The following is a 13792-nucleotide window of genomic DNA, read 5'->3' as shown; positions in this document are numbered from 1 at the left end:
CACATGCACAACCTCGCCCTCGCATCATGACCACAAGACCGCGATCACAGGCCCTGACCTGCCCGAACACGGCCTTGTGCAACACCCTTTAGGGGGTGTTGCGAAAGTCCCGCACAGCACCCCCTAGCGCCCGCCCAGCGGAACCGGTCCACACGCCGGGCACCGGTCCCGGTCCCGGTGTCCGGCGGTCGACCGCCGCGCGTCAACGGAGGGTGCAGGCCGTTCCGTTGAGGCTGTAGGCGCCCGGCGCCGCGCTGTTGCCGGTGTGGGTCGCCTGATAGCCGATGCTCACGCTCGCGTTCACGGCGATGGCCCCGTTGTACGAGGCGTTCGTGGCCGTCACGGCGCCGGAACTCGGGGCGTAGGTGGCGTTCCAGCCGTTGGTGATGGTCTGCCCGGCGGGCAGCGTGAAGGCGAGCTGCCAGCCGGAGACCGCGGTCGTACCGGTGTTGGTGATCGTCACCGAGGCCGTGAGACCGGTGTTCCACGCGTTGGTCGTGACGCTCACCTCACAGGGGCCGGCCGGAGGCTGCGGGGCGGGCCCGTCGGCGTCGAGTCCGAAGAAGTGCACGGCCATCGGGCCCATCACGCCGTAGCTGTACAGGTTGTGGCCGACGCCCTGGAGGCTGATCGCCTCGACGGGCGCCTGGTCGCCGGTGCCGCCGTAGCGGGTGCGGGTCCAGCCGGACTGCGGGGTGTCGGTGGCGGCCGGGGTGCGGCTCACCCCGAGCACGTTCGTCCACTGGTCGATCTCCTCACCGAAGTTCGGGTACCGCAGCACGTCGTCCTCGGTGCCGTGCCAGAGCTGCATCCGGGGGCGGGTGCCGGTGTGACCGGGGTAGGCAGCGCGGGCGATGTCGCCCCACTCCTGCGCGGTGCGGTCGACGGTGCCCTGGGCGCAGGCGCTGTTCCACTCGGAGCCGTCGGTGGTGGCGAAGCAGCCGAACGGGACTCCGGAGAAGGCGGCGCCCGCGGCGAACACGTCCGGGTAGTCGCCGAGCAGGACGTTGGTCATCATCGCGCCGGAGGAGATCCCGGTGACGAAGATCCGGTCGGTGTCCGCCCCGTAGGCGTCGACCGTCCAGTCCACCATCGACTTGATGCCGACGGGGTCGCTGCCGCCGCCCCTGGTCAGGGCCTGCGGCGAGGCGACGTCGAAGCACTTGCTGGCGCGGGTGACGGACGGGTAGACGACGATGAACCCGTACTCCTCGGCGAGCGAGGCGTACTCGGTGCCGGAGTACATCGCCGGGCCGGAGCCCGTGCAGTAGTGGACGGCCACCAGGACCGCCGGGTTCTCGGTGACGCTCGCGGGCACGTACAGGTACATCTGGAGGGCGCTCGGGTTCTCGCCGAAGCCCGTGACCTCGGTGAGCGTGGCGGCGGCCGTCGCGTCGAGGGGGGCGGCGTCGCGGGCGCCGGCCCGGGGGACGGCCAGGAGCGTGGCGAGGAGCACGGTGAGAGCGAGCAGGACCGCGCGCAGCGGTCTCCTCGCGGAAGTGCCGGCGGTGGCGGACACGGTGGGGTCCCTTCGTGATGGCGGCTCATGGGGGCATCGCTGAGGGGAGTGAGGGCATCGTGGCATGCACATGGCCGCCATGGAAGCGCTCCCACGGAATCGGCGACCGGTCTCACGCACACCGGCGGCCCGTCGGACACCTTCTGCGGGAAGCGTTGACTAGAAAGCGCTTACCCTCTACGTTCCGTTCATCGACGTGACCGACGACCGGGCTCACCCGGCCGGACGGCGACGATCTCGGCGCGTCACGTTCCGCACCATGAATGTCGTTCAGGTACCTGGTTAGAGCCGCTCATCCACCCCCACTGGGAAGAAGGCACTGGGACATGACTTCATCCGCACTCCCCCGCGTGCGCAAACGCGCGCTGCTCGGCATGCTGGCCGCGCTCGCCTTCTCGGCGGGCATGATCATGACGGACGGCGGGACGCCGGAGGCACAGGCCGCCACCTGGCCCTCCGCGACCGGCACGCAGGCCGTGTCCTCGACCATCTCGATCTCCGGCACCAAGGACTACGGCTACATCCGCCTGTACGGCACCGGCGACCTCGGCAGCGGCAGCCAGGACGAGGACCAGGGGCCGATCCTCCAGCTCGCCGACGGCGCCACCCTGAAGAACGTCATCCTCGGCGCCCCGGCCGCCGACGGGGTGCACTGCCTGGGCAGTTGCACGCTCCAGAACGTCTGGTGGGAGGACGTCGGCGAGGACGCGGCGACCTTCAAGGGCGCGAGCGACGACGTGTACACCGTCTACGGCGGTGGCGCGAAGAACGCGTCCGACAAGGTCTTCCAGCACAACGGCGGCGGCAAGCTCGTCGTCTCGAAGTTCGCGGCGCAGAACTTCGGCACCCTGTACCGCTCCTGCGGCAACTGCTCCACGCAGTACAAGCGCACCTCGATCTTCAACACGATCGAGGTGACCGCGCCGGGCGGGCGGCTGGTCGGCATCAACACCAACTACGGCGACACGGCCGCGCTGCGGGTCATCACGATCATCGGCGACAGCGACCGGGACATCGTGCCGTGCCAGAAGTACATCGGGAACAGCACCGGCGCCGAGCCGACCAAGAACGGCACGTCGGCCGACGGCACGTACTGCAACTACAGCTCCTCGGACATCACTTACAAGTGACGTCCGTGAACTGACCGCGGCCGTAGGGAGCGTCCCCGCACGACGCTCCGTACGGCCGCTCCGTCATGCCGTCAGCTCCCGCCGGTACGCGGCGTAGGCCGTGCGCAGGGCGTCGCCCGGCCAGTCCGCGGGCAGCAGTCCGGCGGGCAGGACGGGGTCCGCGAGCAGATGCCGTACGACCGCCGCGTAGGCGGTGAAGCGGTCCGCCGGGCTCTCGGCGCGCGCGGCGCACGCGAGCAGGGCCCGGCCGGTGGCGGACCAGGTGTCCAGCGGCCACAGGGAGGCGGCGAGTTCCGGCGCGGGACGCCCGGGGCGGGCCGTGCAGCGCTCGCCGATCCGGTCCAGGTCGTCCGGCAGGGCGCGGTCCAGGTTGGCGGGACGCAGCCAGACGCCTTCGCGGAGTTCGGCGAGCCTCAGGGCGGTCAGCCGGGTGCGCAGTTCGGCGCGTTCGGCGGCGCCGCGGCCGGTCGCGGTGACCACGAGCAGCTCCCAGTCGCCGTGCCACGCGCGCGTGCGGGGCCGCACGGCGTCGTCCTGGCGCCGTCGGCGCTCCAGCAACCGGTCGCTGAGCCGGTGGACGGTGTCGGTGCGCCGCAGGTCACCGGCGGCGACCATCCGGCTGAGCGCCGCGCGCGCGGTGGAGCCGCCGACACCGAAGGGCTCCACGCGGCGCACCAGCTCCCTCGCGGGCAGCTCGGGCGGATGCGCGCCCAGCAGCAGGCTCAGGATGACCGACCGCGCGGAAAGGGCTCGCAGTTCGAGCCGGTCGGGCTGGGCGGTCACGTCGGTCGGCATGGTCATGAACTCTAGGCCGTGTTGCACCATTGCGACAGTCGCAGCCGAAGTGCAACACTCGATGGATGACACTGGCGCCCGAAGGACACGCGACGCACGACGTCACCAACCAGCCGCCTCCCCTGGCCCCCTACGACGCCTCCGAGGACACGGCCCTGCTGGAAGGCCTGCGCCGGGAGGGTGCCGGGTGGGCCGAGGAGGACGTCCGGCGCGTCGGGCGGCTCGCGGGGAGCGCCGAGGTCCAGGAGTGGGCCGACCTCGCCAACCGGCACGAACCGGTGCTGCGCACGCACGACCGGTACGGCCACCGGATCGACGAGGTCGAGTTCCATCCGAGCTGGCACCGTCTGATGCGGGCCGCGGTCGCCGAGGGGATGGCGGGCGCACCCTGGGCCGACGCGCGCCCCGGCGCCCATGTCGCCCGCAGCGCGGGTGGGCTGGCCTGGGGCCACACCGACGCGGGCCACGGCTGTCCGACGTCGATGACGTACGCCGCCGTCCCCGCCCTGCGGCACCAGCCCGACCTCGCCAAGGTGTACGAACCGCTGCTGACCGGGCGGGAGTACGAGCCGGAGCTGGGGGTGCCGGCCCGGAAGCGGGGCCTGCTGGCCGGGATGGGGATGACCGAGAAGCAGGGCGGCTCGGACGTCCGGACGAACACGACGGCGGCGACGCCCACGGCCGAGCCGGGCGTGTACACGCTGCGCGGGCACAAGTGGTTCACGTCGGCGCCGATGTGCGACGTGTTCCTGGTGCTGGCACAGGCTCCCGAGGGCCTGTCGTGCTTCCTCGTGCCGCGTGTCCTGCCCGACGGGAGCCGCAACACCTTCCGCATCCAGCGGCTGAAGGACAAGCTGGGCAACCGGTCGAACGCGTCCTCGGAGCCGGAGTTCGACGGGACCGTGGCGTGGCTGGTCGGGCCGGCGGGCCGGGGCGTGAAGACCATCATCGACATGGTCAACTGCACGCGTCTCGACTGCGTGATGATGTCGGCGGCGCTGATGCGCAAGACGCTCGTCGAGGCGGGGCACCACGCCCGGCATCGCAGCGCGTTCGGCGCCCGGCTGATCGACCAGCCGCTGATGCGCAACGTGCTCGCCGATCTGGCGCTGGAGTCCGAGGCGGCGACGGCGCTGACGCTGCGGCTGGCCGGCGCGGCGGACCGGGCGGTGCGCGGGGACGCCGGGGAGCAGGCGTTCCGGCGGATCGCGACGGCGGTGGGCAAGTACTGGGTGACCAAGCGGGGTCCGGCCTTCACGGCGGAGGCCCTGGAGTGCCTGGGCGGCAACGGGTACGTGGAGGACTCGGGCATGCCCCGCCACTACCGCGAGGCCCCTCTGCTGTCGATCTGGGAGGGTTCCGGAAACGTCAACGCCCTGGATGCGCTGCGGGCGTTGACGCGGGAGACCGGCACGGCGGACGCGCTGTTCGCCGAACTCGCCCTCGCCGAGGGGGCGGACGCGCGCCTGGACGCCGCCGTGGGCCGGCTGAAGGCCCTCCTGACAGGCGGTTCCGAGGCGGGCGCGCGGCGTCTGGTGGAGCAGATGGCACTCGCCCTCCAGGCCTCCCTTCTGGTCCGGCACGCCCCTTCCGCGGTCGCCGACGCCTTCTGCGCGAGCAGGCTCGGCGGCGACTGGGGACACGCCTTCGGGACGCTCCCGGACGCGGCGGATCTGGGCGCGATCCTGGGGCGCGCGCTGCCCGGGGGTGACTGACCGGCCAGCCTAGGACCGGTCGACAGCCAGTCGTCCCCCGATTCCGCTTCGCTGTCAGTGCTGTGGTGCAGACTCAGAACCAGACGGCATTTCGCCTGGGGAGGGCAGCGTGTTCACGGGGATGGACGAGGTCGACTGGGCTTCGATGCGGCATGCGTACGGCAGCGCGGAGGACGTGCCCGCGCTGCTGCGGGGGCTGGCCTCCGCGGACCCCGCCGAGCGGGAGATCGCGCTCGACGGCATGTACGGCGCGGTGCACCACCAGGGGGACGTGTACGACTCGACGCTGGCCTGCGTCCCCTTTCTCTTCGTGCTGGCCGGACACGAGGAGGTGCGGGACCGCGGCGGCATCGTCGAACTCCTCGTCAGCATCGGCGGGGACGGCGAGGCGTACGAGACGGAGGCCGGGGACCCGGACTCCGGCCCGGACCCGGACATGGCCGCGTCGTACGCCATGGCGCGCGCGGCCGTCAGGGCGAGTGCCCCGGTCTTCGCCCGGCTGACCGGGGACGCCGACCCCGGGGTGCGGCGGGCGGCGGCAGCGGCCGTCGTGCGGTTCTCCGCCGAACCGGCGCCCGTGCTGGGCCTGTTGCGGGAGCGGATCACCGTCGAGCGGGAGGACGAGGTGCTGCTCGCGCTCACCGAGGCCCTCGGGTTCCTCGCCCGTCACCACCCCGGGCACGCGGCGGAGGCCGTCGGCCTCCTGATGACGCAGTGCGCTCCCCCGTTGCCGCCCGGTCTGCGGCTCGCCGCGCTGGGGCAGTTGGCGGGATGCGCTCCCGACCTCCTCCCGGCCGATCTGGTGCCGACCGCCGTGGCCCTGCTGCGGGACCGGTCACGGCACCGGACCGCCGCCCCCGCCGGGCCCGACCGTCCGGACACCGACACCCTGGTCGGACGGCTGCGGCGGCTGCGCCCGTCGGACGACGAGGGCAACCAGCTGCTGCGCACCCTGCACACCGCGCTCGGCGGCCGGGTCACCGACCGGATCGCGCTGCTGAACGGCCAGTTGAGCAGCCCGGACACCGCCGACCGGTGCAACGCGGTGTGGATGTCGTCGGGGCTGTTCGGCGAGTGGCGGGGCGACTACGCGACGAGCGTCGCGCTGATCGGGGTCCAACTGCGCGCCGACGAGGACCACTTGCGCGATGCCGCCACCTCCGTCCTCGAAGGGCTCTTCGCGCTGGCGGCGCCCGCCGCCGACGATCTCCACGCCCTGGTGGTGGCGCGCCCCGACCTGTGGGTGCGGCGCTGGGAGCACGGCGCGCCGACGCTGGGCGGCCCCCTCAAAGCCCTCGCGCGCAGCGGCGACCCGCGCGCGGTGCCGGCGCTGGCGCAGGTGCTCGCGGGGCCGGTCGTACCGCCCGACCTGGGGCGCGTGGTGCCGCATCTCGGACGGGCCGCCGAGCCGCTCGCGCCCGCGCTGCGGGAGCTGCTCGCCGGGGTCCCGGTCGGCGCCCCCGACACCTACGACCGTGGCGTCCCGCTGCTCAACGCGCTCGCGGAACTGGGCGACGCGGAGAGCCTGCCGCTCGCGCTGCGGCTGCTGTCGGGCGGGCCGCGGGAGTACGTGTCCCGCCGGTACGTCGAGGCGTCCGCGCTGCGGCTGCTCGGCGGGTACGGGGCGGTGGCCCGGGAGGCGGCGCCCGTGGTGCGCGGGCTCCTCGACGGCGAGAGCGCGGTGGCCGCGGCGGACGCGCTGTGGGCGATCGAGGGCGACGCCGAGGCCGTACTGCCCGCGCTCATGAGGGAGTTGAGCGGCGGGGACACCTACCGGCGCAAGGAGGCCGCGGAGGTGCTGGGCCGGCTCGGGGCGGCGGCCGGTCCCGCCGCCGCCCGCCTGCGGCGGATGGTCGGCCGGTCGGGTGCCGGGCCGGTCGAGGCGTCGAAGCTGTGGGAGCGGACGACCGCGGGCTGCGCGCTGTGGCGGATCACCGGCGATCCCGAGCGGGCGCTTCCGGTGCTGCGCGGGGCGTGGGCGCAGAACGCGCACACGCGTGTCCCCATCGCCGAGTGCGTCGCCGCCCTGGGCGCGGCGGGGCTCCCCCTGCACGACCTGCTGCGGGCGGAGCTGGCCGCTGCGCGGCGCCACACGGCCCGGCCGGGCGAGTACGCGAGCCATGACGTGTACACCGACGAACGGCTGCTGCGGGTGTGCCGGGAGGCGGTGGCGGCCGGGTAGGGGGATCGGCCGCGGGGCGCGGGCGCAGCGGCGTTCGCGGGCACGGCGGCGTTCGGTGCGTGCGCACGGCGTGCGGTGTCGCAGGTCACGTGGCGGAGCCACCTGTCCTCGGCACCATGCGGCGCGCGTGCCTGCCGGGCGTCGGGACGCGGACGGGAGTCCCGGAACACCGCCTGGGCCGCGGAGCTGGGAGCGTGCGATGCTCACGACCTCCTCGGCGAGGCCGCGCGTCGCGGCACTCGGCACACCCGGCACCGCGAGGACGAGGGCGGGCGCGCCCTCGGGAGCCGCCAGCGGCTCGGGACGGCGGTGCCGTCCGGGCTGACGAGGGCGCGGCAGACGTACTCGCAGGTCGGCGGGCTCGTAGGCGGGCTGGCCCGCAGGCCGGCTGGCGGGCTGGCGGGCTGGCGGGCTGGCGGGCTGGCGGGCTGGCGGGCCCAGTGAAGGAGCAGCGAAGGAGCAGCGAAGGGGCCGCTCATCCCGTCCGTCCGCGCCCCCACAGCGGGCCGAACCATGCCCACTCCATGCCCCACTGGTCGATCCGCCGCCGTAGCAGCCGCCCGCACAGCAGCCGGCCGCCGACGAAGGGCAGCGTCGCCGCGCTCACGCCCACCAGGGCGCCCACCAGGGCGGCCCGGAGATGGGCCTGGCCGACGGTGGCGGGCCGGGTGACCAGTCGGCCCTGGGGGTCCGTCCAGACGGTCACCGCGGTACCGGCCGGGCTATCGGGGCCGACCCGGGCCTGGCCGGTGCGCGGGGTGCCGTCGGGTGCCGTCCACCGGACGTCGGCCCACACCATGCCGCCGCCCGCCGCGGAGCTGTCGCCGTCGGCCGCGCCGGGCGCCCTCGCGGTGAGACCGGCCCGCACGGGCCGCCATTCGGCGCGCTCCTTGGCCAGGGTGTCCTCGACGGCCCCGGCCGCCGTGACGCCCGCGAACACCCCCGCGAGGACGGTGAGCAGCCAGGCGCCGAGCACGACCCAGGCCTCCACCGTGTCGGCGCGGCGTTTGAGCGGATTGGGCCGCCAGCGCCACAACCAGACCTTCGAACCACGGAACGCCATCGCAGGCATCCTCCTCATGAGCGCGCGAACCTGCCGGACCGCCTTTCCATACGGGGGTCGCCTCCCGGGTGCTCACACGAACCGCTGTGGATCGGCCCACTGCCTCTCACGCAACGTCGACACGAGCCGCCCTCCCCGCTCTGACCTGCGGCGGAGCCGTCTCCAGGGGTGACTGTCAGTGCCGGGGTGCAGACTGGCCGATATCTGGGACAAAGACGTCACGGAGGTGATCGGCATGACCGAGGTACTGCTCGCCGTGGGCACCCGCAAGGGCCTGTTCATCGGGCGCAGGCGGGGTGGCAGCTGGGAGTTCGACGAGAGTCCCTACTTCAACGCGCAGGCCGTGTACTCGGTCGCGATCGACACCCGGGGCGAGCGCCCTCGGCTGCTGGCGGGCGGCGACAGCGCCCACTGGGGGCCGTCGGTGTTCCACTCCGACGATCTCGGCCGGACGTGGACCGAACCGGCCCGGCCCGCCGTCAAGTTCCCCAAGGACACGGGCGCTTCGCTGGAGCGGGTGTGGCAGCTGCACCCGGCCGCCGCGGAACCGGACGTGGTGTACGCGGGCACCGAACCGGCCGCGCTGTACCGCTCGGAGGACCGGGGCGAGACGTTCTCGCTGGTCCGCCCGCTGTGGGAGCACCCGACCCGGTCCAAGTGGGTGCCCGGGGGCGGCGGCGAGGGCCTGCACACGATCCTGACCGACCGGCGCGACCCCCAGGCCGTGACGGTCGCGGTGTCGACGGCCGGGGTGTTCAGGACGTCGGACGGCGGCGCGAGCTGGGAGCCCTCCAACTCCGGTGTCTCCGCGGTGTTCCTGCCCGATCCGAACCCCGAGTTCGGGCAGTGCGTCCACAAGGTCGCGCGGGACTCGGCCACCCCGGACCGGCTGTATCTGCAGAACCACTGGGGCGTCTACCGCAGCGACGACGCGGGCGCGCACTGGACGGACATCGGCGCGGGACTGCCGTCGACGTTCGGCTTCGCGGCGGCCACCCATCCGCACCGCGGGGACACGGCCTACGTCTTCCCGATCAACGCGGACGCCGACCGGGTGCCCGCCGACCACCGGTGCCGTGTCTTCCGCACGGCGGACGCGGGCAAGAGCTGGGAGCCGCTGTCGGCGGGCCTGCCGGGCGAGGACCACTACGGCACGGTGCTGCGGGACGCGATGTGCACCGACGACGCGGACCCGGCGGGTGTCTACTTCGGCAACCGCAACGGCGAGGTGTACGCGTCGGCCGACGACGGCGACTCCTGGCGGCAGTTGGCGTCCCATCTGCCGGACGTGCTGTGCGTCCGGGCCGCGGTGACGGGATGATCCGTCGGGGGGAACGGCCGTGCGTTGGCCACCGGTTGATCGCCGTCCTGTGTACGGCAGTAGGGTGACGGCGTGGCACCACGACCTTTGCATGAAATCGTCGAACCGGGCTGGGCTCAGGCCCTGGAACCGGTGGCCGGACGGATCGCCGGGATGGGTGACTTCCTGCGGGCGGAGATCTCCGCGGGACGCACCTATCTCCCCGCCGGACCGAATGTCCTGCGGGCCTTTCAGCAGCCCTTCGACGACGTCCGCGTCCTGATCGTCGGACAGGACCCCTATCCGACACCGGGGCACGCGGTGGGGCTGTCGTTCTCGGTGGCGCCCGAGGTGCGTCCGCTGCCCGGCAGCCTGATCAACATCTACCGGGAGCTGCACACCGACCTGGGGCTGTCGCAGCCCTCGAACGGCGATCTGACCCCGTGGACCCAGCAGGGCGTGCTGTTGCTCAACAGGGCGCTCACCACGGCCCCGCGCAAGCCGGGCGCGCACCGGGGCGAGGGCTGGGAAGAGGTCACGGAACAGGCGATACGGGCGCTCGCCGCGCGCGGCAAGCCGCTGGTGTCGATCCTCTGGGGCCGGGACGCCCGCAATCTGCGCCCGCTGCTGGGCAGTCTGCCGTCGGTGGAGTCGGCGCACCCCTCGCCCATGTCGGCGGACCGCGGGTTCTTCGGCTCCCGCCCGTTCAGCCGGGCCAACGACCTGCTGGTGCAGCAGGGCGGACAACCGGTGGACTGGCGCCTGCCGTGACCGGGGGCGCCGGCGCCCCCGGTACGCCCTGCGCGGTCGACGGGATCGTCGCCGTGGACTCGGGCGGTTCCGGACTGCGGGCGGTGGTCGGCACCGCGGCGCGCGGCGCGCTCGCCCAGCGGGAGTCGCGCGAGCCGGTGCGCGTCGGGCCGCGGGGCATCGACCCCGACCATCTGATGCGCCAACTGGCGACACTGGTCAGGGAGTTGACGGCCGAGGCGGGGATCTCGGGGCTCGGCACCGCCGTGATCGGGGCCGCCGGGCTCAGCACGCTCGGCGACGCCCTGCGGGCCGAACTCCCGGGCGCCCTGCGGCGGGAGTTCGGGATCGGCCGGGTCGGTCTCGCCGCCGACGCCGTCACCGCGTACGTGGGCGCCCTCGGCACCCGGCCGGGTGCCGTGATCGCGGCCGGTACGGGGCTGATCGCGATCGGCATGGACCCGTCCGGCTGGCGTCGCGCGGACGGCTGGGGTCATCTGCTGGGCGACTGCGGCGGCGGCGCGTGGATCGGCCGGGCGGGCCTGGAGGCCGCGCTGCGGGCCCACGACGGACGGCCCGGCGGTTCGGCGGGGCTGCTGGCGCGCGCCGAGGACGAGTTCGGGCCGATGAGCGGGCTGCCCGGGCGGCTGTACCCGCGTCCGGACCGGCCCGCCGTGCTCGCCTCCTTCGCCCCGCACGTGGCCGCCTGCGCGGACGGCGACCCGGTGGCCTCGGCGATCCTGCGCGCGGCGGCCCGGCACATGGCCGACTCGGCGGCGGCGGTCTGCCCGGCGGACGGTGCTCCTCGGCTGGCGGTCACCGGCGGCCTGTCGAAGATGGGCGACGCGCTCCTTGTCCCGCTGGCGGAGGAACTGGCGCAGCGGGTGCCGCGGGCGCGGCAGGTCGCGGCGGCCGGTGATCCGCTGGACGGGGCGGTGCGGATCGCCGTCGATCTCGCCGCGGGGTCGCTCACCCTGCCGGGGGACGCGTCCATGCTGTCCGTGGTGACCGGTACGGGCGACTGATCCCGAGAGGGTTCCGACGCCCGATCCGTACGTAACTCATCAGACAAAAGCGGACGGATACCGCTCACCTGCACCCTCCCCGAACAGGGGAACCCGATTAGCCAGTAACATGCGGCGCCATGAGCTCCCCCACTGGGCCCGCCGGCCTGCCAGTACGAATGCCGCGCCCCCGTCAGCCCGGACGGCACCGCCGTCCCGAGCCGCTGGCGGCTCCCGAGGGCGCGCCCGCGCTCGTCCTCGCGGTGCCGGGTGCGCCGAGTGCCGCGACGCGCGGCCTCGCCGAGGAGGTCGTGAGCATCGCCCGCTCCGAGCTCCCCGGCCTGGACGCGCGCATCGGGTACCTCGACGGGGACGACACCGAGTTCCCCACGCTCAAGGCCGTGCTCGCGCACACCGCCGAGGAGCGCACCGCACGCTTCGAGCAGGCCAGGGCGGCCGGGCTCGACGTCAAGGAGCCCGAGGGCCCGGTCGCGGTCGTCGTGCCGCTGCTGGCCGGTCCGGACAGCGCGCTGCTGCGGGTGATCCGCCAGGCCGTCATGGACAGCCGTGTCGCGGCCGACCTGACCGATGTGCTCGGCCCGCACCCGCTGCTCGCCGAGGCGCTGCACGTGCGGCTGTCGGAGGCCGGTCTGGCGCGTGCCGACCGGGCCCGGCTGTTCACCGTGGCGACGGCCGCGGACGGCATCATCCTGGCGTCGGTGGGCGGCGAGGAGGCCGTGCAGGCGGCCGGGATCACCGGCATGCTGCTCGCCGCCCGCCTGGCCGTGCCCGTGATGGCCGCCGCCCTCGACCAGGAGGGTTCGATCGCCTCCGTGGCCGAGCAGCTGCGCGGCTCCGGCTCGCAGCAGCTGGCGCTGGCGCCGTACCTGATAGGGCCGGAGATCGACGCGGCCCTCGTCGAGGAGGCGGCCAAGGAGGCGGGCTGCTCCGCCGCCGAGGCGCTCGGCGCCTACCCGGCGATCGGCAAGCTGGCGCTGTCGAAGTACACGTCCGCGCTGGGCATCGCCCCGCCGCAGCCGCAGGGCACCCCGGCGCGCTGACGCGGGGCCGGCCCCGGTACCGCTGGTGACCGTGGCCGTGGAGAAGTGACGCCGAAGGGCCCCTCCCCAGCGGGAGCGGGCCCTTCGGCATGCGCGGAGCGTCTCGCGGGGGTCAGCCGATGACCACGCAGGACGCCGCCGCCACGGGGATCGAGCCGCCTCGTCGGGGCAGTCCCGTCCCGGGGTCGACGCGGAACCAGGTGACGTCGCCGGAGCGTTCGTTCGCGACGTAGAGGATGCCTTCGGACTCGGTGAGCGCGCGTGGCCAGTGGCCCCCGCAGGAGACGGTGGCGACGAGGCGCAGGGCGTCCCCGTCGACGGCGAGGACCGAGATCACGTCCTCGCCGCGGGTGGCGGTCCACACGAAGCGGCCGTCGGGCGAGACGGCGATGCCGGAGGGGTAGGCGTCCCCGGCCGGGGCGTCGACCAGCACGCCCGTCTCGGTGAGGGGCTTGAGCAGGCCCTCGGCGGCGTCCCAGCGGCAGACGGTGACGGTCGGGGTGAGCTCGTTGAGCACGTACGCGTGGCCGCCGCCCGGGTGGAAGGCGAGGTGGCGCGGTCCGGAGCCGGGGCGCAGGGCGGTCTCGCGGCGCAGGGCGAGACGCCCCTCGGCGCCGAGGGTGCAGACGCGGACGGAGTCCGTGCCGAGGTCGACGCTGACCACCCAGCGTCCGCTCGGGTCGGCCTGCACCTGGTGGGCGTGCGGCCCCTGCTGGCGCCGGGTGTGCGGGCCGGAGCCGGTGTGCCGCAGAACGCCGGAGGGGGCGCCGGCGAGACTGCCGTCGGATCGGACGGGTACGGCGGAGACGCTGCCGGAGCCGTAGTTCGCGGTCAGCACATGGCCGTCGAACAGGCCGAGGTGGGTGGGTCCCGCGCCGCCGACCGGCACGGGGCGGCCCGCGAGCTGGGGCTTGTCGTCGGTGACCCGGTACGCGGCCACCGCGCCGTCGGGGGTCTCGCTGACGGCGTAGAGCGTGCCGCCGTCGGGGGCCAGCGCCAGGTACGAGGGGTCGGGCAGGACGTCGATCTCCCGCAGCGGTACCAGTGCGCCCGTCTCCGGGACCACCACGGCCGTCACGATCCCGGGCCCGCCCGCCGCCGTGAACGATCCGATGAAGGCCCGTCGCTGCCGCCCGCCGCCGTCTGCCACCGTTGTCCCCTCTCGGTCCTGTGCCGTCCCGGGTGACGGTAGCAGTCGATCATCGGCGGTCTAGACCAATCACGGGGGGCGGGGAGGGAAGCGGGGTGCGGAAAGGAATTCCGGAAGTTCTTC

11 protein-coding genes are annotated in these 13792 nt (G+C 74.2%); 7 read left to right on the top strand and 4 right to left on the bottom strand.

Annotated features, from left to right (window positions below; translation table 11 throughout):
- Positions 1 to 202 precede the first annotated feature (202 nt).
- Entirely contained in the window at positions 203 to 1519 is a 1317-nt protein-coding gene (locus tag ACIPSE_RS40850; RefSeq protein ID WP_401673575.1) for a PHB depolymerase family esterase, read from the bottom strand.
- 326 nt (positions 1520 to 1845) lie between these two features.
- Here ACIPSE_RS40850 and ACIPSE_RS40845 point away from each other — a divergent pair, with 326 nt between their 5' ends.
- Entirely contained in the window at positions 1846 to 2649 is an 804-nt protein-coding gene (locus ACIPSE_RS40845; RefSeq protein WP_401673573.1) for a pectate lyase, read from the top strand.
- A gap of 63 nt (positions 2650 to 2712) precedes the next feature.
- Here the strand turns inward: ACIPSE_RS40845 and ACIPSE_RS40840 are convergent, their stop codons facing one another.
- Entirely contained in the window at positions 2713 to 3444 is a 732-nt protein-coding gene (locus ACIPSE_RS40840; RefSeq protein ID WP_401673570.1) for a PaaX family transcriptional regulator C-terminal domain-containing protein, read from the bottom strand.
- Between the two features lie 65 nt (positions 3445 to 3509).
- On the opposite strand from ACIPSE_RS40840, the gene ACIPSE_RS40835 reads away from it, so the two are divergent.
- Together ACIPSE_RS40835 and ACIPSE_RS40830 are read left to right on the top strand one after the other, a co-directional pair.
- The gene (locus tag ACIPSE_RS40835; RefSeq protein WP_401673568.1) at positions 3510 to 5159 is read left to right on the top strand and encodes an acyl-CoA dehydrogenase family protein; all 1650 of its coding nucleotides are present in this window, start codon (positions 3510 to 3512) and stop codon (positions 5157 to 5159) included.
- A gap of 109 nt (positions 5160 to 5268) precedes the next feature.
- Positions 5269 to 7341: a HEAT repeat domain-containing protein gene (locus ACIPSE_RS40830; protein ID WP_401673565.1), complete on the top strand. Its 2073-nt coding sequence runs from the start codon at positions 5269 to 5271 to the stop codon at positions 7339 to 7341.
- A gap of 475 nt (positions 7342 to 7816) precedes the next feature.
- Here ACIPSE_RS40830 and ACIPSE_RS40825 read toward each other — a convergent pair whose 3' ends face one another.
- Positions 7817 to 8404, bottom strand: coding sequence for a hypothetical protein (locus tag ACIPSE_RS40825; RefSeq protein ID WP_401673563.1), 588 nt, complete (start codon positions 8402 to 8404; stop codon positions 7817 to 7819).
- A 235-nt stretch (positions 8405 to 8639) separates the two neighbouring features.
- Here ACIPSE_RS40825 and ACIPSE_RS40820 point away from each other — a divergent pair, with 235 nt between their 5' ends.
- The 4 genes from ACIPSE_RS40820 to ACIPSE_RS40805 all read left to right on the top strand — a co-directional run bounded on the left by ACIPSE_RS40820 (position 8640) and on the right by ACIPSE_RS40805 (position 12519).
- A complete protein-coding gene (locus ACIPSE_RS40820; RefSeq protein WP_401673561.1) occupies positions 8640 to 9725 on the top strand; it encodes a WD40/YVTN/BNR-like repeat-containing protein in 1086 nt (361 codons plus the stop codon).
- Positions 9726 to 9797: 72 nt separating this feature from the next.
- The gene (locus tag ACIPSE_RS40815; RefSeq protein WP_401673559.1) at positions 9798 to 10475 is read left to right on the top strand and encodes a uracil-DNA glycosylase; all 678 of its coding nucleotides are present in this window, start codon (positions 9798 to 9800) and stop codon (positions 10473 to 10475) included.
- Positions 10472 to 11479: an N-acetylglucosamine kinase gene (locus tag ACIPSE_RS40810; RefSeq protein WP_401673556.1), complete on the top strand. Its 1008-nt coding sequence runs from the start codon at positions 10472 to 10474 to the stop codon at positions 11477 to 11479. Before ACIPSE_RS40815 ends, ACIPSE_RS40810 begins: the two co-directional genes overlap by 4 nt.
- Before the next feature lie 119 nt (positions 11480 to 11598).
- On the top strand, positions 11599 to 12519 hold the full coding sequence (locus tag ACIPSE_RS40805; RefSeq protein WP_401673554.1) for a sirohydrochlorin chelatase: 921 nt from the start codon (positions 11599 to 11601) through the stop codon (positions 12517 to 12519).
- Positions 12520 to 12631: 112 nt separating this feature from the next.
- Here the strand turns inward: ACIPSE_RS40805 and ACIPSE_RS40800 are convergent, their stop codons facing one another.
- On the bottom strand, positions 12632 to 13669 hold the full coding sequence (locus ACIPSE_RS40800) for a lactonase family protein (protein WP_401673551.1): 1038 nt from the start codon (positions 13667 to 13669) through the stop codon (positions 12632 to 12634).
- Positions 13670 to 13792 lie beyond the last annotated feature (123 nt).

The sequence above is a fragment of the Streptomyces sp. NPDC090106 genome (assembly GCF_044747265.1).
Classification (GTDB): Bacteria; Actinomycetota; Actinomycetes; order Streptomycetales; family Streptomycetaceae; genus Streptomyces.
The sequence above is the reverse complement of the archived record's forward strand: the minus strand, read 5'-3'. Positions and strand labels throughout refer to the sequence as shown.